Origin of the sequence: Synechococcus sp. GFB01, assembly GCF_001039265.1 — a bacterium.
Taxonomy (GTDB): Bacteria; Cyanobacteriota; Cyanobacteriia; order PCC-6307; family Cyanobiaceae; genus NIES-981.
On sequence record NZ_LFEK01000110.1, the window covers coordinates 66,748 to 88,368 of the forward strand.

General features: G+C 69.6%; 23 protein-coding genes and 4 pseudogenes. 14 read left to right on the top strand and 13 right to left on the bottom strand.

Features of this window, described 5'->3' with window-relative positions; all coding sequences use genetic code 11:
* Positions 1 to 255 precede the first annotated feature (255 nt).
* Positions 256 to 1,131 (bottom strand): ABC transporter permease, encoded by an 876-nt coding sequence (locus tag SYNGFB01_RS10460; RefSeq protein WP_048017968.1) that lies wholly within the window; start codon positions 1,129 to 1,131, stop codon positions 256 to 258.
* Positions 1,131 to 1,994: pseudogene (locus SYNGFB01_RS10465) on the bottom strand (ATP-binding cassette domain-containing protein); the annotation flags it as partial. The pseudogene SYNGFB01_RS10465 and the gene SYNGFB01_RS10460, both read right to left, overlap by 1 nt.
* A gap of 139 nt (positions 1,995 to 2,133) precedes the next feature.
* On the opposite strand from SYNGFB01_RS10465, the gene SYNGFB01_RS14690 reads away from it, so the two are divergent.
* Entirely contained in the window at positions 2,134 to 2,280 is a 147-nt protein-coding gene (locus SYNGFB01_RS14690; RefSeq protein WP_161795884.1) for a hypothetical protein, read from the top strand.
* 12 nt (positions 2,281 to 2,292) lie between these two features.
* Here SYNGFB01_RS14690 and ychF read toward each other — a convergent pair.
* Positions 2,293 to 3,380: pseudogene (ychF, locus tag SYNGFB01_RS15950) on the bottom strand (redox-regulated ATPase YchF).
* Between the two features lie 176 nt (positions 3,381 to 3,556).
* On the opposite strand from ychF, the gene SYNGFB01_RS16490 reads away from it, so the two are divergent.
* From SYNGFB01_RS16490 to SYNGFB01_RS12620, 3 genes are read left to right on the top strand one after another with little or no spacing between them, the layout of a single operon-like run.
* Positions 3,557 to 4,111 carry an efflux RND transporter periplasmic adaptor subunit gene (locus SYNGFB01_RS16490; RefSeq protein ID WP_369795546.1) on the top strand — a complete coding sequence of 185 codons (555 nt, stop codon included), beginning with the start codon at positions 3,557 to 3,559 and terminating at the stop codon, positions 4,109 to 4,111.
* Positions 4,108 to 4,851: an efflux RND transporter periplasmic adaptor subunit gene (locus SYNGFB01_RS16495; protein WP_053068438.1), complete on the top strand. Its 744-nt coding sequence runs from the start codon at positions 4,108 to 4,110 to the stop codon at positions 4,849 to 4,851. The genes SYNGFB01_RS16490 and SYNGFB01_RS16495 overlap by 4 nt, the downstream gene beginning before the upstream one ends.
* A 32-nt stretch (positions 4,852 to 4,883) precedes the next feature.
* Positions 4,884 to 5,255 (top strand): hypothetical protein, encoded by a 372-nt coding sequence (locus SYNGFB01_RS12620; protein ID WP_053068439.1) that lies wholly within the window; start codon positions 4,884 to 4,886, stop codon positions 5,253 to 5,255.
* On the opposite strand, the gene lepB (SYNGFB01_RS10490) is transcribed toward SYNGFB01_RS12620, so the two are convergent.
* The 3 genes and pseudogenes from lepB (SYNGFB01_RS10490) to SYNGFB01_RS10500 all read right to left on the bottom strand — a co-directional run bounded on the left by lepB (SYNGFB01_RS10490) (position 5,227) and on the right by SYNGFB01_RS10500 (position 8,107).
* The gene (lepB, locus tag SYNGFB01_RS10490; protein ID WP_048017969.1) at positions 5,227 to 5,862 is read right to left on the bottom strand and encodes a signal peptidase I; all 636 of its coding nucleotides are present in this window, start codon (positions 5,860 to 5,862) and stop codon (positions 5,227 to 5,229) included. The two genes, SYNGFB01_RS12620 and lepB (SYNGFB01_RS10490), sit on opposite strands and share 29 nt — an antisense overlap.
* A 1,010-nt stretch (positions 5,863 to 6,872) precedes the next feature.
* A pseudogene (locus tag SYNGFB01_RS15625) lies at positions 6,873 to 7,187 on the bottom strand (lysostaphin resistance A-like protein); the annotation flags it as partial.
* On the bottom strand, positions 7,187 to 8,107 hold the full coding sequence (locus tag SYNGFB01_RS10500) for a hypothetical protein (RefSeq protein WP_235300110.1): 921 nt from the start codon (positions 8,105 to 8,107) through the stop codon (positions 7,187 to 7,189). The pseudogene SYNGFB01_RS15625 and the gene SYNGFB01_RS10500, both read right to left, overlap by 1 nt.
* Before the next feature lie 134 nt (positions 8,108 to 8,241).
* Here SYNGFB01_RS10500 and SYNGFB01_RS10505 point away from each other — a divergent pair, with 134 nt between their 5' ends.
* From SYNGFB01_RS10505 to SYNGFB01_RS16500, 3 genes are read left to right on the top strand one after another with little or no spacing between them, the layout of a single operon-like run.
* The gene (locus SYNGFB01_RS10505) at positions 8,242 to 9,585 is read left to right on the top strand and encodes a histidine phosphatase family protein (protein ID WP_235300111.1); all 1,344 of its coding nucleotides are present in this window, start codon (positions 8,242 to 8,244) and stop codon (positions 9,583 to 9,585) included.
* Positions 9,586 to 9,590: 5 nt separating this feature from the next.
* Positions 9,591 to 10,460 (top strand): hypothetical protein, encoded by an 870-nt coding sequence (locus SYNGFB01_RS10510; protein WP_369795547.1) that lies wholly within the window; start codon positions 9,591 to 9,593, stop codon positions 10,458 to 10,460.
* Positions 10,461 to 10,492: 32 nt separating this feature from the next.
* On the top strand, positions 10,493 to 10,810 hold the full coding sequence (locus tag SYNGFB01_RS16500) for a hypothetical protein (protein WP_369795548.1): 318 nt from the start codon (positions 10,493 to 10,495) through the stop codon (positions 10,808 to 10,810).
* Positions 10,811 to 10,834: 24 nt separating this feature from the next.
* On the opposite strand, the gene lepB (SYNGFB01_RS10515) is transcribed toward SYNGFB01_RS16500, so the two are convergent.
* Positions 10,835 to 11,470 carry a signal peptidase I gene (gene lepB / locus SYNGFB01_RS10515; RefSeq protein ID WP_048017969.1) on the bottom strand — a complete coding sequence of 212 codons (636 nt, stop codon included), beginning with the start codon at positions 11,468 to 11,470 and terminating at the stop codon, positions 10,835 to 10,837.
* A 232-nt stretch (positions 11,471 to 11,702) separates the two neighbouring features.
* On the opposite strand from lepB (SYNGFB01_RS10515), the gene SYNGFB01_RS10520 reads away from it, so the two are divergent.
* Together SYNGFB01_RS10520 and SYNGFB01_RS16505 are read left to right on the top strand one after the other, a co-directional pair.
* A complete protein-coding gene (locus tag SYNGFB01_RS10520; protein WP_152669618.1) occupies positions 11,703 to 12,956 on the top strand; it encodes a hypothetical protein in 1,254 nt (417 codons plus the stop codon).
* Complete coding sequence (locus SYNGFB01_RS16505; RefSeq protein ID WP_152669619.1) at positions 12,941 to 13,258, top strand: hypothetical protein; 318 nt, start codon at positions 12,941 to 12,943, stop codon at positions 13,256 to 13,258. The genes SYNGFB01_RS10520 and SYNGFB01_RS16505 overlap by 16 nt, the downstream gene beginning before the upstream one ends.
* On the opposite strand, the gene SYNGFB01_RS10525 is transcribed toward SYNGFB01_RS16505, so the two are convergent.
* Both SYNGFB01_RS10525 and SYNGFB01_RS10530 read right to left on the bottom strand, forming a co-directional pair.
* Positions 13,221 to 13,499 (bottom strand): ArsC/Spx/MgsR family protein, encoded by a 279-nt coding sequence (locus SYNGFB01_RS10525; RefSeq protein WP_235300112.1) that lies wholly within the window; start codon positions 13,497 to 13,499, stop codon positions 13,221 to 13,223. The genes SYNGFB01_RS16505 and SYNGFB01_RS10525 overlap by 38 nt on opposite strands.
* 97 nt (positions 13,500 to 13,596) lie before the next feature.
* A complete protein-coding gene (locus SYNGFB01_RS10530) occupies positions 13,597 to 13,956 on the bottom strand; it encodes a 2Fe-2S iron-sulfur cluster-binding protein (RefSeq protein WP_048017971.1) in 360 nt (119 codons plus the stop codon).
* 95 nt (positions 13,957 to 14,051) lie between these two features.
* Between SYNGFB01_RS10530 and SYNGFB01_RS10535 the strand changes: the two genes are divergently transcribed.
* Positions 14,052 to 14,714 (top strand): class I SAM-dependent methyltransferase, encoded by a 663-nt coding sequence (locus SYNGFB01_RS10535; protein WP_048017972.1) that lies wholly within the window; start codon positions 14,052 to 14,054, stop codon positions 14,712 to 14,714.
* On the opposite strand, the gene SYNGFB01_RS10540 is transcribed toward SYNGFB01_RS10535, so the two are convergent.
* Together SYNGFB01_RS10540 and SYNGFB01_RS10545 are read right to left on the bottom strand one after the other, a co-directional pair.
* Positions 14,677 to 15,216, bottom strand: a complete 540-nt coding sequence (locus SYNGFB01_RS10540; RefSeq protein WP_048017973.1) for an inorganic diphosphatase — start codon at positions 15,214 to 15,216, stop codon at positions 14,677 to 14,679. The genes SYNGFB01_RS10535 and SYNGFB01_RS10540 overlap by 38 nt on opposite strands.
* 352 nt (positions 15,217 to 15,568) lie before the next feature.
* Positions 15,569 to 16,069, bottom strand: coding sequence for a hypothetical protein (locus SYNGFB01_RS10545; RefSeq protein WP_369795549.1), 501 nt, complete (start codon positions 16,067 to 16,069; stop codon positions 15,569 to 15,571).
* Positions 16,070 to 16,186: 117 nt separating this feature from the next.
* Between SYNGFB01_RS10545 and SYNGFB01_RS10550 the strand changes: the two genes are divergently transcribed.
* From SYNGFB01_RS10550 to SYNGFB01_RS10565, 4 genes and pseudogenes are all read left to right on the top strand, one after another.
* Positions 16,187 to 18,016 carry a proline--tRNA ligase gene (locus SYNGFB01_RS10550; RefSeq protein WP_048017974.1) on the top strand — a complete coding sequence of 610 codons (1,830 nt, stop codon included), beginning with the start codon at positions 16,187 to 16,189 and terminating at the stop codon, positions 18,014 to 18,016.
* 61 nt (positions 18,017 to 18,077) lie between these two features.
* On the top strand, positions 18,078 to 18,509 hold the full coding sequence (gene psb27, locus SYNGFB01_RS10555) for a photosystem II protein Psb27 (RefSeq protein ID WP_048017975.1): 432 nt from the start codon (positions 18,078 to 18,080) through the stop codon (positions 18,507 to 18,509).
* Positions 18,510 to 18,589: 80 nt separating this feature from the next.
* Positions 18,590 to 19,902, top strand: a pseudogene (locus tag SYNGFB01_RS10560) (adenylosuccinate synthase).
* A 12-nt stretch (positions 19,903 to 19,914) separates the two neighbouring features.
* On the top strand, positions 19,915 to 20,907 hold the full coding sequence (locus tag SYNGFB01_RS10565) for an adenosine kinase (protein WP_048017976.1): 993 nt from the start codon (positions 19,915 to 19,917) through the stop codon (positions 20,905 to 20,907).
* Here SYNGFB01_RS10565 and cutA read toward each other — a convergent pair.
* Both cutA and SYNGFB01_RS10575 read right to left on the bottom strand, forming a co-directional pair.
* Entirely contained in the window at positions 20,843 to 21,154 is a 312-nt protein-coding gene (gene cutA / locus SYNGFB01_RS10570) for a divalent-cation tolerance protein CutA (protein ID WP_369795550.1), read from the bottom strand. The two genes, SYNGFB01_RS10565 and cutA, sit on opposite strands and share 65 nt — an antisense overlap.
* Positions 21,155 to 21,229: 75 nt before the next feature.
* Positions 21,230 to 21,621 (bottom strand): precorrin-6A/cobalt-precorrin-6A reductase (locus SYNGFB01_RS10575; protein ID WP_048017978.1); only part of this gene is annotated, 392 nt, incomplete at its 5' end.

The following is a 21,621-nucleotide window of genomic DNA, read 5'->3' on the forward strand; positions in this document are numbered from 1 at the left end:
GCTGGCTCGGAAGGTGGGGCGACCTGAATCAGCTCGACCAGCCAGGCCACGGCAGCCGGGCCCTGCAGCGCCTCCAGCGGGCCCTGCAGCAGATTCTGGAAGGCTGCCACACCGCGGCGGTGGACCAGTTGGTCGGTCAGACGGCGGGCCAGCTGCGCATCCCGTTCGGCCACGGCGGCCTGCAGCCTGTCGGCGAGATCAGCGCGTTGGGTCATCGGCGTCATCGGGCTGCGGAGGTTGGAAGCTCGGGGAGAATCAGCTGAGCTTGCGATCGAGCAGAGGCCGGATCGCCAGGAACAGACCCGCAGCCAGGGCAGCCAGCACCGCCAGACAGGTGGCGATGTTGAGCTGGCCATAGGGAGCCTCCAGCACCACGGAGGTGAGGGAGAACGGGCCGGCGTAGGCGGCTCGGATCGGTTCAATCGCGAAGGTAAGGGGATTCACGGCCGCAAGCCAGCCCAGCCAGGCCGGCATGAAGGTCAGCGGTGCCAGCGCCGTGCTGGCGAAGAGCAGGGGCAGGTTGGCCACGAAGATGACCGCGATCAGTTCGATGTGGCCCGGCAGCGCGAAGGCCAGGCCCAGACTCAGGCCCGTGACGGCAAACACCAGCAGCAGCAGCGTGAGCAGCACCAGCAGCAGACCGGCACCGCCGGGCCAGCCATAGCCCAGCAGGACGGCGGTGGCCATGATCGCCAGACTCTGCACCAGGCTGAGGCTGGTGATGTAGAGCACCGAGGCCAGCACGATCGAGCTGCGGCTGCGCAGCGGCGCCACCAACAGGCGATTCAGGAAGCCGAATTCCCGGTCGAACATCACCGGCAGGCCGGCATTGAGGGCGGCGCTGAAGGCGGTGAACACGATCACGCCGGCGCCCAGGAAGCGGCCGTAGCTGATGCCACCCGGCAGCAGACCGGCAGGAGCGTTGGCGAACAGGGCGCCGAACAGCACCAGCCAGATCAGCGGCTGCAGCACCCCGGCCACCAGGGTGGAGGGACGACGTTGGAGCTGCACGAACAGCCGGCGCGTCAGAGCCAGCGTCTCCTGGCTGATTTCGGCGAAGGCGGAGGGTTCCGACGGCTGGGCGGCAGGATCCGTGCGGCTGGCGTCGGCGGTGGGGGTGGCGCTGGTCATCACATGCTCGCTTTGCGTTCGGCCTTCGGGTCGCGGCTGCCGGCCACCGCCAGTTCGGCGTCCATCAAGGTTCGGCCGGTGGCCTGCAGGTACACATCATCGAGGCTGGGACGACTCTGGGCCAGGGCGAAGACCGGCAGATCGGCCGCCGCCAGCTGGCGGCGCAACTGCTCGAGCACCCCGTCATGTTCGACCACCAGATTGAGCGAATAGCCCTGCGCCTGGTTGACCACCACCTGGCGGACCCCGTCGCAACCGCTCAGGAGCATCTGCACCCGGGCTGCCTCGGCCGCATCGCTGAACTCGCGCACCCGCAGGGTGACCCGGTCGCCTCCCAGGGCGGCCTTGAGCTCGGCCGGCCCCCCCTCGGCGATCACCCGCCCGGCCTCGATGATCGCCAGCCGATCGGCCAGGGCATCCANCTCTTCGAGGTAGTGGCTGCTGAGCAGCACGGTGGTGCCGGCGTCGCGAAGCTGGCGGAGCACCTGCCAGATGGCGGCACGGCTCTCGATGTCGAGTCCCACGGTGGGTTCGTCGAGCACCAGCAGACGGGGCCGGTGCAGCAGGCCGGCGGCCAGATCGAGACGGCGGCGCATGCCGCCGGAATAGCCGCCGCAACGGCGATCGATCCAGTCAGCCATGCCCAGCAGGTCGATCAGCTCGGCGATGCGCGCCTCCCGCAGACCGGACGGCAGGTGATAGAGATCGCCCTGGAGGCGCAGCAGCTCGCGGCCGGTGAGGATCTTGTCGAGAGCCACCTCCTGGGCCACATACCCCAGCAACCGCCTCACCCTGCGTGGTTCGGCGAGGGCATCCACCCCGGCCACCCGCACCCTGCCCTCATCCGGTGCCAGCANCCCCGCAGGCCTGGTCACGCTATGACCAGGAGGTGCAGCGCGCCTGCCTGGCCGCCAGCAGACTGCGCCAGTCAAGCCGGCCGGCGACAGAATCGATCTGCCCGCTCCGACCACAGGCCCGGGTGCGGCAACCGGACTGGTCAGTGTGCTGCTCCTGCGCGGCACCTACCCGCAGCCCCACATGGCCGGCCGCAGCGGCCTGGAGCTCTGCGTCTACGACGCCAGCCGCAGACAGGTGCGCCTCGGCGATGCCGATCGGCTGAACCTGCAGCCCGCCGTCCTCAGGCGCTGAGAACGCGCAGCGTCACACGTTGAACAGGAACTCCATCACATCGCCCTCCTCCACCACATAGTCCTTTCCCTCGGCACGAAGCCAGCCTCTGTTGCGGGCTTCCACCAGGGAACCGGCCTCCAGCAGCTGCTCGCAGCCGATCGTCTGGGCGCGGATGAAACCGCGTTCGAAATCGGTATGGATCACACCGGCCGCCTGGGGGCGGTCATGCCGGCCTTGATCGTCCAGGCGCGGGTTTCCTTCTCACCGGTGGTGAAGTAGGTGCGCAGGCCGAGGAGGCTGTAGGTGGCGCGGATCAGGCTCTGCAATCCGCCTTCCTCGACCCCCAGGCCCGCCAGGAACTCGGCCCGCTCCTCCTCCGGCAGCTCGATCAGCTCGGCCTCCACCTGGCCGAGATGCGCACGGTGCCGGCACCTTCGCTCTCGGCCAGGGCTGCCACCTCCTCGCAGTAGGCGTTGCCGGCGGCGAGATCGTCTTCGCTCACGTTGGTGGCGTAGATGATCGGCTTGGCGGTGAGCAACCCCAGTGGCTTCACCAATACCGCTTCCTCCTCGCTGAGCGCCACGCTGCGGGCGGCGCCACCGGCCTCCAGCACCGTCTGGATGCGCTCGAGTGCCCATCCTCCAACTGGGCCTCCTTGCTGGTGCGCAGTTGCTTCTTGAGGCGCTCGCGCCGCTTCTCCACCTGAGCCAGATCCGCCAGTCCCAGTTCCAGATTGATCACTTCCGCATCCCGCGCCGGCCCCACCGAGCCGCTCACGTGGATCACGTCGTCGTTCTCGAAACACCGCACCACGTGCACGATCGCGTCGACTTCGCGGATGTTGGCCAGAAACTTGTTGCCCAGCCCCTCACCCTGGCTGGCCCCCTTCACCAGACCGGCGATGTCCACGAACTCCACACGGGTGGGGATGATCTCCCGGCTGGCACTGAGGGCCGCGAGCTGATCCAGCCGCGGGTCGGGCACTGCCACACGCCCGAATTGGGCTCGATCGTGCAGAAGGGGTAATTGGCGGCTTCGGCCTGGGCGTTGGCCACCAGGGCATTGAACAGGGTCGACTTGCCCACATTGGGCAGGCCCACGATTCCGGCTTTGAGCATGGCTGGAATCTACGGGCCGCCGCTGGCCCCTTCCGGCAGCGAAACTGGGGTGGATCTCCACCCCGATCACCATCGCCACGCTCACGCCCCAGCGACCAGCGGCCAGTCAGGCCGTTGTGCCCGGTCCAGTCCCCCGCCGGACCCGGACGACCTGGCTGCGGCGCCGCAGCCTCTGGGTGGCGCTGGTTGCCGGAGCACTGCTGATCGGCGGCGTGGGGGTCGTCCTGCGCCAACGCAGCACCAGCCAGGCCGGCCGGCTGGCCGACTACACCGTGCTGGCCGAATCCGGCAGCCTGCCGGGGGTTGTGACCGCCAGCGGCGAACTCGAGGCCGAGCAGAGCGTCAACGTGAGTCCGAGGCGCCAGGGTGTGCTGCAGGAGCTCTACGTGGAGGAAGGGGATGTCGTGCGCCGCGGCCAGCCCCTGGCCCGCATGGACAGCGACGATCTGCGCGAGCGACTCGGCGAGCTTCGCGCCCAGCTCGCCTCCGCCGAGGCCCAGCTGGCCCGCAGCCGCAGCGAACTGGATCGCAACGAGCGGCTCTACCGCCAGAACGCGATCAGCCAGAGCGACTTCGACCGGGTGCGCAGCATCTTCCTGGTGGATGAAGCCGCAGTGAAGGCGGCTCGCCAGCGGCTGGAGGCCCGCCAGGTGGAGCAGGCCGATCTGATCGTTCGGGCTCCCTTCGACGGCGTGGTGAGCCAGCGCTTCGCCGATCCCGGCGCTTCGTGACGCCGACCACCACCGCCGCCGCCGTGGCCGGTGCCACCAGTTCCTCGATCGTGGAGCTGGCCCAGGGCCTGGAGGCGGTGGCCAAGGTGCCCGAGAGCGACATCGGACGGATCCGCCTCGGCCAGGACGCCGAAGTGCGGGTGGATGCCTTCCCCGACCGCCGTTTTCCCGCCCGCGTCAAGCGAATCACTCCCCGGGCCGTAAAGCTCAACAACGTGACCTCCTTCGATGTGGTTCTGGCGTTCCTGAAGCCCGAACCTCAGCTGCGCATCGGCATGACCGCCGACATCGGCTTCCAGACCGGCCGCGTCCAGGCCGACACCCTCGTGCCCACCGTGGCGATCGTGACCGAGGAAGGCCGCCCCGGCGTGCTGCTGGTGGGCAGGGACAATCAGCCCACCTTCCAGCCGGTGGAGCTGGGCGTCAGTGGCGGCGGGTTCGTGCGCGAGTCGGTGGAAACCCTGCGGGCGGGATGGCCTCCCGACCCCACCGTCAGTGAGCTGCTGCCGCTTGAGCTGCTGCGCAGTCTCGTGAGCCAGCGGCCGCAGCCGGCCCTGGCGCTGATGAATCTCTCCACTGCCGCCGGGGTTCAGGCCCTGCGCCAGTGGCCGCTCGAGCATCGTCCCGCCGCTTCGGTGAGCTGGTGGCATCTCCTGGCCGACGCCGGTGCCTGGCTCCATCCGACTCCGGCTGGCGGGTTGAACCGTCGCTCGGGGGCCCCCAGGACCGGGAGGCGCTGATCGCGGCCCTGGGCGAGGGCCTGATTGCCGCTGTGGCCGTGCATCACCTGCCGCTCGATCGGGAGGAGCAGCTGCTGCCGCTCGATCAGCGGCGTGCCGGCGTGGCCGGTCATGGAGGGCCGGTGCTGCCGCTCCTCTGGCAGGAGCTGGTGGAGCGGCGCGGCTGGTCGGTGGAGCAGCTCTGGCAGGCGCTCAGCTGGGGGCCTGCCGCTCTTCTGGGGCTGGAGCCGGAGGCTCTCGAGCCCGGCAGCCAGCGCTGGCTGCTGTTCGATCCGCACCACAGCTGGCGCTGCGAGGCCTCCGCCAGCCCCTCCAGGGCCGCCAATCAGCCCTGGCTGGGCAGGCCCCTGAGTGGACGGATCCTGGCCAGCGGTCTCACGGCTCCCGGCCGGTGGTTGCTTTAGGCAGCAGGCTGCCGGTCTGATCCAGCGGGTAGAAGCGCCAGAAGGCGCGGCCGATCACCTCCCGGGTCGGCAGGAACGCGCCGCCGGGCCAGAAGCGGCCATCCCAGCTGTTGGCACGGTTGTCGCCCAGCACGAGCACATGATCCCGCGGCACCACGGCATTGAGACTGCGGCAGGGGCCGATCCCCTGGCTGTCGACCTGGCAGAAGTTGCTCACGTAGGGCTCCCGCAGCCGCTGACCGTTGATGAAGACCTGGCCGCGGGGATTGACCTGGACCCGTTCGCCGGGCAGTCCCACCACCCGCTTGATGTAGGCATCACAGGCCGGATTGGCCAGACCGGGCAGGCTGCCCAGCAGCGGCAGGTTCACCAGCAGGCACCGCAGCGGATTGCGGGGGTTGGCACTGGCCAGCACCGGGTCGAAGTGGTAGGGAGAGTGGAAGACGACGATCTCGCCGCGGGCCGGCGGGCGCCGCAGATAGGTCAGCTTTTCCACCAGCAGCCGGTCCTGGATCTGCAGGCCGGGCAGCATCGAGCCCGAGGGGATGTAGCGCGCTTCCACCAGGAACTGGCGGATGCCCAGCGCCACCGTCAGCGTGATCAGCACACTGCGCCAGAAGCTCCAGGCGCTGTCGCTGCGGTGCGGAGCCGAGCCGGGGCGGGGCTCGTCGCCATCCGACCCGTTCTGATGCCCTGTGCGTGTCTGATGGTCCTGGTCGTCCAAGGGCGGATTCAGGTGGGTCTTCAAGGAGAGCGGGGTCGCGTTGCGGTCGCGCTGAAGCGGTGTACCGCCCGTTGCGATCACGGCAGATTAGGCAGGAGATCCGCTGCTCCCGCTGGATGGCACGCCCCCGTTGGCAACTGGCCACCGTACGCGTGGAGCAGCCCTGGCAACGGCGCTGGGATCGCTTCGTGGCGATCTGGGCCAGCCTCAACCTCCTGCTGGTGGCCTTCGATCTCACCTACCTGCCGCTGCGGCGGTTCTGGCTGCAGCGCAACCTCTATCCGATCCCCTCGGTGCCGCTGGTGGTGCCGCTCACCTGGATCCCCGATCTCACCCCCTGGCTCGATCCGATCAAGGGGATCGAGCCCCACCAGGAGACCCAGGCCTGGCTCGACCGGTTCGCGCGTCTCGACCGGCAGCTGCTCCAGGCTTCTGCGGCAGGCAGCGGCGCTTCGGCCATTCAGCGGGCATCTCTTGCCGCCGCCCTGGATGAGCAGGCGCGCAGCACCGCCGCCCTGATCGCCGGCAACGCCTTCACCGCGTCGGGTAACACCGCCAGTCTGGAAACGATCAAGCAGCGGCTGCGCCTTCGAGGCGGGAGCGGCGCGGCGGAGCAGGCCGCCCTGCGGCTGTTCAGTCCGGCCTGGATCGCCAGCCGGAGCTGGCGAGAGGAGCGGCTGTTCTGGCAGGAGCATGTGCTGCCGCTCGTGNGCCTGGATGCCCGCGCCCCCGCCGGAATCGGAGCCTGCGATGGTCAGGATGCGGGCGGGCCGCTCACCCATGCTGGGTGAATTTCCGCACGGTCGATCCCGGAAATTTCTCGAGCAGSTKAAGCCGTTCCAGAGCCCGTGCATCAGCACACAGCTGCCCAGCCGACCACTACGCAGTCGCAGCCAGCCCAGGCCCAGACCCAGGGCCAGCAGCGCCGGCAGCTCCGCCAAGCTGAGATGGGCCACCGCGAAGCTCAGGGCGCTGATCAGCAGGCCCCAGCCGCTGCCCCAGCGCTGCGCCAGAACCGGCAGCAGGGCGCCGCGGAACAGGGTTTCCTCAAACAGTGGCGCCAGGACCAGGGCGGTGAAGGCGAAGCAGCCGAGAGCCAGCGGTTCGCGGGTGGTGAGCACCAGTTCGAGCAGCGGGTTGCTGCCGCCGCCGTCGCCCACCAGGTGATCCACCGCCCAGCCCACCAGGGCCACCACCGGCAGCACCATCAGCACCCGGCTGACGGCCCAGCCAAGGTGCCCATGAGGGGGCGCCAGCGCCACTGCAGCCCCAGCTCAGGCGCCAGTCCTGGCGGTAGCAGCAGCCGCAGGATGAGCAGCGGTCCGGCCATCAGGGACAGGTAGAGGCCGAGCACCGTCAGGCCCTGCTCCACCGCGGCGCCGCTGCTGAGGCTGGTCGCCACTGCGCTCACCGCCGGTGCAGCCACCACCGGTGTCAGCACTTCGCCCACCAGCACGAAGCCGCCGGCGATCAGCAGCGTCACGTCCACTAGATCGAGCGGTGGTCCCAGCAGCGGCGGCGAAGGGCCGAGCCCCCGTCGCCAGCGTCTCCAGCCCTGCCGGGCCAGCAGCCCCAGCCCCACCAGCACCAGCAGAGCCGGCAGGGCGGTGGTGCCCAGCAGTCTCCAGAAGGCCTGCCGCTCCAGCGCCGGGTCGTTGCAGGACTGGGGCCGCCGGCTCAGCTGTTCGCAGATCAGCTGGCGGCGGAGGCTGGAGAGCGGCCAGGCCTGCTCGAGGGCGGTGAGATCGGCGGCATCGAGGCGCTGGCCCTGACGCAGAGCGGCGATCAAGGGGCGTTGATCGGGTCGGGCCTGGCCGGTGAGCACGTCCAGTTGCCTGGTCGCGGCGACTGGATCCCCCCGCTGCAGCTCCAGCAGGGCCAGTTCCAGTTGCAGTTCGGCCGCCGCCGGGGAGGGCGACTCCTCCACCTGGCGCCGCAGTTCCTCACGCAGCTCCTGGCGGGGGTCGCGGCCGCTCAGGCCGGCTCGCAGCGAGTCCGGCAGGGCCGGTGCCGCCAGGGCGGCGAGTTCCAGCTGTCGCAGCTGCAGGGCGTTGCCCACGGTGGGCTCCCTGAAGCTGCCGATCAGCGCATACAGCCACAGCAGGCTGCTGAGCAGCAGGCTCAGCACGGCCAGCCCGACCTTCCAGCCGGGTTGAGGTGGGTACGGGGGAGGGGCCTCGATTCGCAATGACGGGCTCCGGGACACCCAGGTCGCGCCGATTCTCCCCTCCCATACGATGGGCCGTCAGCGGCGAGCGCTCCTTGGCTCTCAGGATTGTGCTGGTTCGCCATGGGCTGAGCAGCTTCAACCTCGACCATCGCGTTCAGGGTCGCGACGATCTCTCCAGCCTCACCGATGCCGGCGCCGCCCAGGCCAGGGCGGTGGGCGAGGCGCTCGCGGACCTCCCCCTCGACGCGGTTTACACCTCCCCTCTGCGTCGGGCCTCCGATACCGCCGCGCAAATCCTCGCCGTCCATGGTCAGGGTCTGGTGGCCAATCGCCATGACGACCTGCTGGAAATCGACCTGGCTCCCTGGAGCGGTCTGCTGCGCAACGAGGTGCGGGAACGCTTCCCGGCCGAGGAGCGTCTCTGGCGGGAGGCTCCCGAGGCGCTCCGCCTGCCGCGGGCCGAGGGAGGCAGTTATGCACCGCTTCTGGAGCTCATGGCCCAGGCCCAGCGGTTCGCCCAGATGCTGCTGGAGGGCCATGCCGGCGCCCTCGACGACGACACCGGAGAGACCCTGCTGATCGTGGCCCACAACGGCATTCTCAGGGCCCTTGTGCTCTCGCTGCTGGGCCTTCCCGCCAGCGGTTTTCGCCGCCTGCGGCTCGACAACGCCTCGATCTCGGTGCTCAACCTGCGGCGGGGTGGCGCCGGCGCGCCGGCGGTGCAGCTGGAATCCCTCAACAGCACCGCTCACCTCGGCACGTCCGTGCCCGGCCGCGGGCGCGGCCCGCGGCTGCTGCTCGTGCGGCATGGCGAAACCGACTGGAACCGGCAGGGGCGCTTTCAGGGCCAGATCGACATCCCCCTCAACGCCACGGGCCGTGCCCAGGCCGATGCGGCCGGCCACTTCCTGGCCTCGGTGTCGTTCGAGCGGGCCTACAGCAGCTGGATGGCACGCCCGCGCCAGACCGCCGAGGCGATCCTGGCCAGCCACCCCGGTGTGCCCCTCACCACCACCGCCGGGCTTGCCGAGATCGGCCATGGCCTCTGGGAGGGTCGGCTGGAGTCCGAGATCGCCGAGGGATGGCCGCAGCTCCTGGCCGACTGGAAGCGGGCCCCCCAGACGGTGCAGATGCCGGAGGGCGAGACCATCCATGACGTCTGGCAGCGCTCGCTCGACACCTGGTGCCGCATCGCCGCCAGCCTCGGGCAGCAGGAAACGGCCCTGGTGGTGGCCCACGATGCGGTCAACAAGACGATCCTCTGCGCCCTGCTCGGTCTCACTCCGGCCGATATCTGGATCATCAAGCAGGGCAACGGCGGGGTGACCGTGGTCGACTATCCCCAGGGGGCCGGCGGCACTCCGGTGGTGGCGGCCCTGAATCTCACCAGTCACCTGGGCGGTGTGCTGGATCGCACCGCCGCTGGCGCGCTCTGAGGCTGATGGCCCCGCTCTGGCTCTCCGGTCTGGGGCTGCTGCTCTCCCCCGGGCAGATCCTGCAGCGGAGCGATGCGCTGATCGGGGCGGATGGGCGTCTCCAGGCCTTCGGGCCGGCAGCCGTGCAGCAGGCCCTGGGGCTGGGCCTCGAGCCGCGTCCGGCGCCGGGCTGTTGGCTGGCACCGGCGCTGGTCGATCCCCACAGCGTGCTGGAGGATCCGTTCCAGGGGCGTGCCGAGTGCCTGGCCAGCCTGGCCGAGGCCGCGGCGGCGGGGGGCTACGGCACGGTGGCCCTGCTTCCCTGGGCCAGCCCCTGGCGGGACAGGCCCGAGTCGTTGCAGATCCACTGGGCTGCACCGCTGCGGCTGCGGCTCTGGGGCAGTTTCAGCCAGTCCGGCCTGGATCAGGGGCTGGCGGCCCATGACGACCAGCTCGCTGCCGGGGCCGTGGGCCTGGCCGGCGGCGCTGCCCTGCCACCGGCCGAGTTGCTGGAACGCGCCCTCACCCTGGCCGAGTGGGCGGATCGGCCCCTGCTGCTGGCGCCGCGGCTGGCCCAGCTCAGTGGCGGCGGGTTCGTGCGCGAGTCGGTGGAAACCCTGCGGGCGGGATGGCCTCCCGACCCCACCGTCAGTGAGCTGCTGCCGCTTGAGCTGCTGCGCAGTCTCGTGAGCCAGCGGCCGCAGCCGGCCCTGGCGCTGATGAATCTCTCCACTGCCGCCGGGGTTCAGGCCCTGCGCCAGTGGCCGCTCGAGCATCGTCCCGCCGCTTCGGTGAGCTGGTGGCATCTCCTGGCCGACGCCGGTGCCCTGGCTCCATCCGACTCCGGCTGGCGGGTTGAACCGTCGCTCGGGGCCCCCAGGACCGGGAGGCGCTGATCGCGGCCCTGGGCGAGGGCCTGATTGCCGCTGTGGCCGTGCATCACCTGCCGCTCGATCGGGAGGAGCAGCTGCTGCCGCTCGATCAGCGGCGTGCCGGCGTGGCCGGTCATGGAGGGCCGGTGCTGCCGCTCCTCTGGCAGGAGCTGGTGGAGCGGCGCGGCTGGTCGGTGGAGCAGCTCTGGCAGGCGCTCAGCTGGGGCCTGCCGCTCTTCTGGGGCTGGAGCCGGAGGCTCTCGAGCCCGGCAGCCAGCGCTGGCTGCTGTTCGATCCGCACCACAGCTGGCGCTGCGAGGCCTCCGCCAGCCCCTCCAGGGCCGCCAATCAGCCCTGGCTGGGCAGGCCCCTGAGTGGACGGATCCTGGCCAGCGGTCTCACGGCTCCCGGCCGGTGGTTGCTTTAGGCAGCAGGCTGCCGGTCTGATCCAGCGGGTAGAAGCGCCAGAAGGCGCGGCCGATCACCTCCCGGGTCGGCAGGAACGCGCCGCCGGGCCAGAAGCGGCCATCCCAGCTGTTGGCACGGTTGTCGCCCAGCACGAGCACATGATCCCGCGGCACCACGGCATTGAGACTGCGGCAGGGGCCGATCCCCTGGCTGTCGACCTGGCAGAAGTTGCTCACGTAGGGCTCCCGCAGCCGCTGACCGTTGATGAAGACCTGGCCGCGGGGATTGACCTGGACCCGTTCGCCGGGCAGTCCCACCACCCGCTTGATGTAGGCATCACAGGCCGGATTGGCCAGACCGGGCAGGCTGCCCAGCAGCGGCAGGTTCACCAGCAGGCACCGCAGCGGATTGCGGGGGTTGGCACTGGCCAGCACCGGGTCGAAGTGGTAGGGAGAGTGGAAGACGACGATCTCGCCGCGGGCCGGCGGGCGCCGCAGATAGGTCAGCTTTTCCACCAGCAGCCGGTCCTGGATCTGCAGGCCGGGCAGCATCGAGCCCGAGGGGATGTAGCGCGCTTCCACCAGGAACTGGCGGATGCCCAGCGCCACCGTCAGCGTGATCAGCACACTGCGCCAGAAGCTCCAGGCGCTGTCGCTGCGGTGCGGAGCCGAGCCGGGGCGGGCTCGTCGCCATCCGACCCGTTCTGATGCCCTGTGCGTGTCTGATGGTCCTGGTCGTCCAAGGGCGGATTCAGGTGGGTCTTCAAGGAGAGCGGGGTCGCGTTGCGGTCGCGCTGAAGCGGTGTACCGCCCGTTGCGATCACGGCAGATTAGGCAGGAGATCCGCTGCTCCCGCTGGATGGCACGCCCCCGTTGGCAACTGGCCACCGTACGCGTGGAGCAGCCCTGGCAACGGCGCTGGGATCGCTTCGTGGCGATCTGGGCCAGCCTCAACCTCCTGCTGGTGGCCTTCGATCTCACCTACCTGCCGCTGCGGCGGTTCTGGCTGCAGCGCAACCTCTATCCGATCCCCTCGGTGCCGCTGGTGGTGCCGCTCACCTGGATCCCCGATCTCACCCCCTGGCTCGATCCGATCAAGGGGATCGAGCCCCACCAGGAGACCCAGGCCTGGCTCGACCGGTTCGCGCGTCTCGACCGGCAGCTGCTCCAGGCTTCTGCGGCAGGCAGCGGCGCTTCGGCCATTCAGCGGGCATCTCTTGCCGCCGCCCTGGATGAGCAGGCGCGCAGCACCGCCGCCCTGATCGCCGGCAACGCCTTCACCGCGTCGGGTAACACCGCCAGTCTGGAAACGATCAAGCAGCGGCTGCGCCTTCGAGGCGGGAGCGGCGCGGCGGAGCAGGCCGCCCTGCGGCTGTTCAGTCCGGCCTGGATCGCCAGCCGGAGCTGGCGAGAGGAGCGGCTGTTCTGGCAGGAGCATGTGCTGCCGCTCGTGGCCACCAACTACTGGCGCTCCAGCGATGGGAACGGCCGCCCCACCGACCACTTCTGGCGGTTGGATCTGCTGTGCTTCCAGAGTGTCTTCCTGGTCGACATCCTGTTGCGGGTGCTGCGGCTGAAACGCCGCCTGCCAGGCCTGAGCTGGCGCGATGCGCTACTGCGGCGCTGGATCGACCTGCCGCTGCTGCTGCCGTTCTGGCGCTGGCTGCGGCTGCTGCCGGTGCTGGAGCGGTTGCAGGCCTCCGGCCTGGTGAGCATCGAGCCACTGCGGGCGGTGGTCAGCAGGGCCGTGGTGGCCCTGCTCGCGGTGGAGCTGTTCGAGGTGCTGGCACTGCAGTTGCTCGATGGCGCCCAGGGTCTGGTGCGGAGCCGCGACTGGCCGGAGCGGCTGCGGCGCCTGCGCAGCCACCAGACCGTCTCGGTGCTCCAGCAGGAGGAGCGGGAGCTGGTTGCCTGGTGCGGATCTGGGCGCCGCTGCTGCTGGCCCGGATCGCTCCGCGTCTGGGGCCGGAATTGCAGAATCTGCTGGGCTACGCCCTCCGCCGCAGCCTCGATCGCACCATGGTTCCCCAGCCGCTGCGGGGTCTGCAGCCACTGCTTCAGGTGGAGAACGGTCTCAGCCGTCAGCTGGCCGGAGGGATGGTCGAGAGCCTGATGGAGCTCTCGCGCAACACCGGCAACCAACTGGCCCGCCGCGACGACGTGCAGATCGAGCTGCTGCAGGAGCTCGTGGATCGCTTCTGGGAGGAGCTTGCCGCCGCGCTGGAGCAGGGGCCCGTGCTGCAGCGGAGCCAGGAGCTGATCTGCTCGCTGATCGAGCAGCTCAAGGGCACCTACCTCAGCCAGATCAGCCGCTCGGGGATCGAGGCCCTGATCCAGGAGCTCGACGAACTCACCACCGCGACCCTCGAGCCTCCGCTCACCCCACCAGCAGCGCCTGCCACTCCTCCGGCCTGAACCCGGTGAGCACCCTGCCGGATGCCGTGATCAGGTAGGGACGCTTGATGAGACGACCATCGGCTGCGAGCGCGGCGAGGGCCTGCTCGTCGTTCATCGCCTTGATCACGGCGCTCCCCAGGGCCCGGTAGCTCTGCCCGCTGGTGTTGAACAGTCGCTGGCGGCCGAGCTGCTCGAGGCCCAGGCGCAGCTCCGCCAGGCTGGGGGGCTGACTGGTGATGTCGATCGGATCGACCGTCACACCGTGGTCGGCCAGCCATGCCAGGCTTTGCGGCAGGTGCCGCAGCCGGCGTAGCTGTAGAGCTTCATGGCGGGGCGCCGCGGCAGCGCCGGTCAGATCACTTGCCCACCAGCGACTTCAGCGCGCCGACCAGGCTGTTGGATCCCTTGCCGGCGCCATCGGAAGGGCGGGTGCGCACGGTCACGTCGCCGTAGACGCTGGTGCGGCAGCTGAGGCGGTAGCTGGCCGGGCGGTCGGCCAGATAGACCTGCTCGATGTCACTGCGGGGGGAGAGGTTCTGCATGCCCTCCACCACCTCCATCACGCAGGTCCCGCACTGGCCGAGGCCGCCGCAGTTGTTGAAGTTGTTGAACCCCTTGTAGGGGTTGATGCCCGCATCCAGAGCAGCCTTGCGGAGGTTGGCGCCTTCGATGCAGCCGACCTGCTGGCCTTCCTGTTCGAAACGGATGGTGGGCACGGTCGAGCGGGGGGTGGAACTGCGCCGCCCAACTTACGCCAAGCAGCGGCCGCCCGGCTCCCGCTCCCTAGCATCGTCACGCTCGCCAATCCGCCGTGACGGCCATCCAGGGATACGACCTTGTCGTTCAGCAGTTGATCCCCGGCTACGCCAGCCTCGCCAGGCTGGCGGTGGCTCTGCTGGCGGCTTCACCCCTGGCCTCGTCTGAAGCCGCTGCCGTGCTGGTGGCCGGCTGCGGCACCGGCGCGGAGCTCGTGGAGGCCCGCGCCCAACGGCCCGACTGGAAGCTCACGGCCATCGATCCCTCCGCCGAGATGCTCCAGGCCGCACGAGGCCGCCTGGCGGGAGNCCCCATCGAGTGGCAGCAGACCACTGTCGAGAACCTTCACGCTCCAGGGGCCTTCGCCGGTGCTCTCTCGGTGCTGGTGCTGCAGTCGCTCCCCGACGACGGCACCAAGCTCGCCTTCCTCACGGCCCTGGCCCGCAGTCTTCAGCCAGGCGGACAGCTGGTGCTGGTCGACCTGATGGCCCCGGAACGCTCGCCCCTGCAGCAGCAGGTGCAGCAGGCCTGGCTGGGCTTCCAGCGCGCCAGCGGCCTCGGCGGCGACGACGCCCTGTTGACACCCCATCTGCAGGGGCTGCACCCGATCGGCCTGGCCCGGCTCACGGCTCTGGTGAATGCCGCCGGCTTCGGCGATCCGGCGCGGGTGTTCCAGGCCCTCAGTGTGGAGGGCTTTCTGCTGCAGCGGCTCGACTAGCGGCGTCGATGCAGCGCTGCAGCACCCCATCCACCGCGTCGGCATCCAGCCAGCCCAGGATGGTGGTGACCCTGCCTTCGAGATTCTTGTAGGTGCGGAAGAATTCAGCCACATCCTCCAGCTGGTTGGCCGCTATCTGGCGGATCGAGCGGATCTCCCGATGGCGGAATCCGGCTTCGGGGATGCAGAGGAGCTTGCCGTCGTGGGCACCGCTGTCCACCATGTCGAGGATGCCGATCGGACGGGCCTGGATCAGGCAGCCTGGAAAGGTGGGCTCCTCCATGATCACCATGGCATCGAGCGGGGAGCCGTCCTCCGCGAGGGTGTTCGGCACGAAGCCGTAATCGAAGGGATAGCGCACCGAGGAGTGCAGCACCCGATCGAGGGCCATCACACCCGCGTCGGCGTTGTACTCGTACTTGTTGCGGCTACCGGCGGGAATCTCCACCACCAGATTCACCAGACCCGGAGCTGGTGATGCCGGCAGCTGGCTCAGGTCCATGGCTGAGGGGTCGGGGAGGGGTCTGCGGCCGGCCGGCCAGCACCGTGGCGAGCGGCAGACACAGGGTGACCAGAGCGATCAGGCTGCCCAGCAGCAGCGGTAGAGCGTTGAGGCTGGAACTGTAGGGATCCGCTCCGGCATCGGAGGATCGATCCTGACCGGTTCGAGGATCCGCTTCGGGAGCGGGTGCAACCCCCTCGAGCAGGGCGGTGGGGCTGGGGGCAAGTCGGGGAACGCTGTCCATGGAGTGTGGCGGGGCCGGAACCCTTGACCACGGTTCAGGTGGGACGCAAAGAATGCTCCGATTGTGGCATTGACGGCACGGATCGGCCGTACTCCACCGCTCGCCGGATCACGCCGCCGGCCGCACCTGCTCGGCGTGGTGATCGATGCGGCTCAGCTCCAGACCGACCGGGTTGTCCAGCTGATCCAGCCGGATCCGGATCGCGCGCAGCTCCTCGAGAATCGAGCCCAGCAGCTGCTGGGTGGCCGTGGAGGGTGAATTGAGCACCTCCACCGTGACCTCCTTGATGCGGAGCACATCGCGGGCGAAGCGGGCGACTTCGTTGGGGTGGAACTGGAGCGGCTCCTTCTGATCGCTGCGGTATTCCGGGTTGAGCTTGCGCGGGTTGAACGGAGGGTTCAGATTGCCGGGGTCGGTGTTGGTGTAGCGATACACCGAGGCCCGGGAGCGGTTCAGAGCCTTCTGAACCTCATCGATGCCGATCAGGCTGTCGCTCCCCTCCGAGGTGCCGATGGCCAGGCTGGCCGGTTCCTCGTCGATGCGACCCGCAGCGGCCAGGGATGCTCCAGGCTGGTTCACGCCTCGGTTGAACGCTGGCTGGGCAAGCATCAGGGGGGCGGGAGCTCTGGAGATGGGCGGACCTTACCAGAGGTTTCCCGCCGGGTCAGTAGGGGATGACGCGGATCTGGCTGGTGATAGCTTCCGCCTCCCCCGCTGCTCACGGTCATGCGCGTCTCCCGCCTGATGCTGGTGACGCTGCGCGACGATCCCGCCGAAGCTGAGATCCCTTCCCACAAACTCCTGCTGCGGGGGGGGTACATCCGACGTGTGAGTTCCGGCATCTACGCCTACCTGCCGTTGATGTGGCGCGTGTTGCGCAAGGTCTCGGCGATCGTGCGTGAGGAGATGGATACCGCCGGTGCCCTCGAAACCCTGTTGCCGCAGTTGCAGCCGGCCGAACTGTGGCAGCGCAGCGGACGCTGGGCCGGCTACACGGCGGGGGAGGGAATCATGTTCCACCTGCAGGATCGTCAGGGGCGCGAACTGGGTCTGGGGCCCACCCATGAGGAGGTGATCACGGCCCTCGCCGCGGATCTGCTGCGCTCCTACCGGCAGCTGCCTGTGAATCTGTATCAGATTCAGAGTNAGTTCCGCGATGAGATTCGTCCCCGATTCNNGCTGATGCGGGGACGGGAATTCATCATGAAGGATGCCTATTCCTTCCACGCCGATGAGGCATCCCTGCGCGACACCTATGCGGCAATGGATCAGGCCTATCGGCGGATCTTCGCCCGCTGCGGCCTGCGTGCCGTGGCGGTGGAGGCCGACAGCGGTGCGATCGGTGGCTCAGCCAGCCAGGAATTCATGGTCACCGCCGATGCGGGTGAAGACCTGGTGCTGACCAGCGCCGACGGCCGCTATGCCGCCAACCAGGAGAGGGCGGTGTCGCTGGTGAGCGATCCGCTGCCCCTGCCCGGCGGGGTGCGCGCCGGCGGCGCCGGTGAACCGCTGGCCACCCCGGGGCAGAGCGCCATCGACGATCTCTGCGCTGCCCACGGCTTCCGGGGCTGCCAGATCGTCAAGGTGCTGCTGCTGCTGGCCCGCTTCGAGGACGGCACCCAGCAGCCCCTGCTGGTGAGCCTGCGCGGCGACCAGCAGCTCAACGAGGTGAAGCTGGCCAATGCCGTCACGGCCCGGCTGGCGGCGCAGCACGGCACCCTCCTGGAGGTGGCGCCCCTGACGCCGGAGGCGGCCGGGCGCGAGGGTGTGGCGGCGCTCCCCTTCGGCACCCTGGGGCCTCAGCTGAGCGATGCCTCGCTGGCGGGAGCGCGCAGCTGGCAGCCTCGCTTCCTGCGGCTGGCCGACGAGAGCGCCGCCCGGCTCGAGGCCTTCGTGTGCGGCGCCAACACCCCCGATACCCATCTGGTCGGGGCGGCCTGGGGCGCGATCTGTCCGTGCCCCGAGTCGCTGGACCTGCGCTCCGCCCAGCCGGGCGACCGCTGCCGGCATGATCCCGACCAGGTGCTGGAGGCCAGCCGCGGCATCGAGGTGGGGCACATCTTCCAGCTGGGGCGCAAGTATTCCGAAGCCCTCGGCGCCTGCTTCACCAGCGAGGCGGGCAGCGAGGAGCCCCTCTGGATGGGTTGCTACGGCATCGGTGTGTCGCGGCTGGCCCAGGCCGCTGTGGAGCAGCACCACGACGCCAACGGCATCTGCTGGCCCACGGCCATCGCCCCCTTCGAGGTGATCGTGGTGATCGCCAACACAGCCGAGGAGAGCCAGTGCAGCCTGGCGGAGCAGCTCTATGGCCAGCTGCAGGGTGCGGGCATCGAGGTGCTGCTCGACGACCGCGGCGAGCGGGCCGGGGTGAAGTTCAAGGATGCCGACCTGATCGGCATCCCCTGGCGCGTGGTGGTGGGCCGTGGCGCCTCCGAGGGCCGGGTGGAACTGCTGGAGCGGGCCACCGGCGCCCAGCAGGAGCTGGCCGCCGGCGAGCTGCTCGGGCGACTGGAGAGCCTCATCGAGGTTCAGCGCCGGGGCTTGCTGCCGGCCTGAGGGCGTCCGCTCGGGCCGCTCCGACCTGCCCACCTAGGATCCCCCCAGCCGAAGCAAGCCCATGGCCGCAGCTCTCACCGCCTGGTTCGCCGAGGGTCTGCGGCACTGGGGGCGGGTCATCGGTGCGCTGACGCTCTGTGCCTGCCTGCTGATCGGGGGCTGTGCCACCGCCGCTGGACTCAGCGGCAACTACGAGCAGGACACGGTGACCGTGGCCGATGCGCTGATCGCCACCATCGCCCTGCCTGCCGAGGATCCCGGCCGAGCCGACGCCGAGACCAGCGCCCGCTCGCTGATCAACGACTACATGGCCCGCTACCGGCCTCGCCGGGAGGTGAACGGTCTGGCCTCCTTCACCACGATGCAGACCGCGCTCAATTCCCTGGCCGGTCACTACTCGAACTATCCGAACCGCCCCGTGCCGGAGGCGCTGAAGGATCGGGTCACCCGGGAACTCCAGAAGGCCGAGGCAGGCGTGGTGCGGGGCGCCTGATGGGATTGTTTTGACGAACGGCACCTCGATCTGAGAATCTTTCTCCTTGTGCTCAGAAGCGGCTGCGGGCCGCCGTGTCCTTGGCCAACGTCGTCGTCATCGGTGCGCAGTGGGGTGACGAGGGGAAGGGCAAGATCACCGATCTTCTCAGCCGGTCGGCCGACGTTGTGGTGCGGTATCAGGGCGGAGTCAACGCCGGCCACACCATCGTGGTGAATCATCAGGTGCTCAAGCTGCATCTGATCCCCTCCGGAATTCTCTATCCCGACACGGTCTGTCTGATCGGCTCCGGCACGGTTGTCGACCCCAAGGTGATGCTGGGCGAGCTCGACATGCTGATCGGCTACGGCATCGATGTGAGCGGTCTGCAGCTCGCCTCCACGGCCCATGTCACGATGCCCTACCACCGCCTGCTGGATCAGGCGATGGAGCGGCGCCGCGGCGACCGCCGCATCGGCACCACCGGCCGCGGCATCGGTCCCACCTATGCCGACAAGTCGGAACGCAACGGCATCCGCATCATCGACCTCCTCGATGAGCAGCGTCTGCGTGATCGTCTGGCCGGACCTCTGGCGGAGAAGAACGAGATCCTTCAGAAGCTCTACGGTCTCGAACCGCTCGATTTCGAGGCGGTGGTGGCCGAGTACGTGGTCTACGGGCAGCGTCTCGCCCCCACGTGGTCGACTGCACCCGGGCCATCCACCAGGCCGCCCGGGCCCGCAAGAACATCCTGTTCGAGGGAGCCCAGGGCACCCTGCTCGACCTCGATCACGGCACCTATCCCTATGTCACCTCGTCCAACCCGGTGAGCGGCGGTGCCTGCATCGGCGCGGGCGTCGGCCCCACCCTGATCGACCGGGTGATCGGAGTGGCCAAGGCCTACACCACCCGTGTGGGTGAGGGTCCCTTCCCCACCGAGCTGGATGGCAGCCTCAACGATCACCTCTGCGACCGTGGCGGCGAGTTCGGCACCACCACCGGTCGCCGTCGCCGCTGCGGCTGGTTCGACGGGGTGATCGGCCGCTACGCCGTGGAGGTGAACGGCCTGGACTGCCTGGCGATCACCAAGCTCGACGTGCTCGATGAACTGGATGAGATCCAGGTGTGCGTGGCCTATGAACTCGATGGCCGGCGCATCGAGCACTTCCCCAGCTGCGCCGAGGATTTCGCCCGCTGCAAGCCGATCTTCGAGACCCTGCCCGGCTGGCAGAGCTCCACGGCCGACTGCCGCAGGCTGGAGGATCTNCCCCCCACCGCCATGAGCTATCTGCGTTTTCTGGCGGAGCTGATGGAGGTGCCGATCGCGATCGTGTCGCTCGGTGCCGACCGCGACCAGACGATCGTGGTGGAGGATCCGATCCACGGCCCCAAGCGGGCGCTGCTGAGCGTCTGACCCTCCCTCACCATGACCGCCAAGCTCTTCGATGTCGTCGGCATCGGCAACGCCATCGTCGATGTGCTGGTGCACGCCGACGACCGCTTCCTGGATGATCACGGTCTCACCAAGGGCACCATGGCCCTGGTGGATGAGCACCAGGCGGAGCGCCTCTACGCCAGCGTGGGGCCCGGTCTGGAAACATCCGGCGGCTCCGCGGCCAACACCCTGGCGGGCATCGCGCAGCTGGGCGGGCGGGCCGGCTTCATCGGGCGGGTGCGCGACGACCAGCTGGGCGCGATCTTCGCCCACGACATCCGCTCCGTGGGAGCGCGTTACGAGACGCCGCCGGCCAGCAGCGGTCCCTCCACGGCCCGCTGCCTCATCCTGGTGACCCCGGACGNCCAGCGCACGATGTGCACCTACCTGGGTGCCTCGGTGGCTCTCGATCCGGCCGATCTGGATCTGGAGATGGTGGCCCAGGCCCGGGTGCTCTATCTGGAGGGTTACCTGTGGGACAGCGACGAGGCCAAGGCCGCCTTCATCGCCGCCGCCGAGGTGGCCCGCTCCCATGGCGGCCAGGTGGCCCTGAGCCTGTCCGATGCCTTCTGCGTGGAGCGGCACCGCGACAGCTTCCAGGAGCTGGTGGATGGCCACGTCGACATCCTGTTCGCCAACGAGATGGAGATCACCTCCCTGTACAGGGCCAACAGCTTCGAGGAGGCGGCTGAGCAGGTGCGCGGCCGCTGCCGCATCGCCGCCCTCACCCGCAGCGAACGGGGCTCGCTGATCCTCGCTGGCGATGCCAGCCATGCGATCGAGCCGGTCCGCCTCGGCCCCCTGGTCGACACGACGGGCGCCGGCGACCTCTACGCCGCGGGCTTTCTGCACGCCTACACCCAGGGCGAGCAGATCGCGGCCTGCGGGCGGCTCGGCTCCCTCTGCGCCGGCCAGGTGGTCACCCAGCTGGGTCCGCGGCCGCAGCTGGATCTTCAGGCCCTGGCGGCCCGGCATCCAGGCTGAGCGGGGCGGTCAGTTCCGCGCCCAGCCAGGCCCCATAGCCCGCACTGGCGGTCACCGGCCAGTGCAGCCACTCCGGACAGGAGTAGCTGTGCAGCCGATGCACCAGCTCCTGGAGGGCCGTGAGACGGGCGCTGTCGGTCTTGAAGAGCAGCTGCACCTCGGTGGCGGTCTCGATCGCCCCCTGCCAGTGGTAAAGGCTGCGCAAGGGGGTCAGCGTCACACAGGCCGCCAGCCGCTGCTTCAGCACCCGCCGCGCCAGGCTTCCGCACGCTGCTGGTCGGCTTCGGTGGTGACCGCCAGCAGTGGCTGGCCCGGGGAGAACTCAGCCATGGGGAGGCTCCGGCAGGCACGGCTTCGACGTGGGCCAGGCTGCCAGCCGGGCCAGCAGATCAGCCAGCGGCAGCGCTTCTCCCCACGTCGGGCTGACCGGCCGGGGCCGCTGCAGCAGCAGCAGGTTCAGGTTGCGCTCGGCGGCCAGGCGCTGCCACACCGCCTCGCTGAAGCCGCCTCCCTGCCGCGCCAGCACGGTGGTGATGCCCCAGTGGCTCAGCAGGGCCGCTTCGATCCAGCCGCTGCGGCTGGGCCGCACGCAGGCCAGCCGCTCGGCCGGGATGCCGGCGGCGATGGCCTGCTGCAGAGCGGCGGCGGTCGGCAGCAGGCGGGCGTGGTGGACGGCGCCGGGCTCAGGGCCACGGCCTCGCCCAGCCGCCGGGC

What these genes read in the sequence shown, in the direction of transcription:
- psb27 (WP_048017975.1), top strand. Translation starts at nt 18,078, where the DNA reads ATGGCCGCAGCTCTCACCGCCTGGTTCGCCGAGGGTCTGCGGCACTGG.
- SYNGFB01_RS10545 (WP_369795549.1), bottom strand. Translation starts at nt 16,069, where the DNA reads ATGCTTGCCCAGCCAGCGTTCAACCGAGGCGTGAACCAGCCTGGAGCA.
- SYNGFB01_RS10540 (WP_048017973.1), bottom strand. Translation starts at nt 15,216, where the DNA reads ATGGACCTGAGCCAGCTGCCGGCATCACCAGCTCCGGGTCTGGTGAAT.
- SYNGFB01_RS16505 (WP_152669619.1), top strand. Translation starts at nt 12,941, where the DNA reads ATGGTCGAGAGCCTGATGGAGCTCTCGCGCAACACCGGCAACCAACTG.
- SYNGFB01_RS10520 (WP_152669618.1), top strand. Translation starts at nt 11,703, where the DNA reads ATGGCACGCCCCCGTTGGCAACTGGCCACCGTACGCGTGGAGCAGCCC.
- SYNGFB01_RS10510 (WP_369795547.1), top strand. Translation starts at nt 9,591, where the DNA reads ATGGCCCCGCTCTGGCTCTCCGGTCTGGGGCTGCTGCTCTCCCCCGGG.
- SYNGFB01_RS10460 (WP_048017968.1), bottom strand. Translation starts at nt 1,131, where the DNA reads ATGACCAGCGCCACCCCCACCGCCGACGCCAGCCGCACGGATCCTGCC.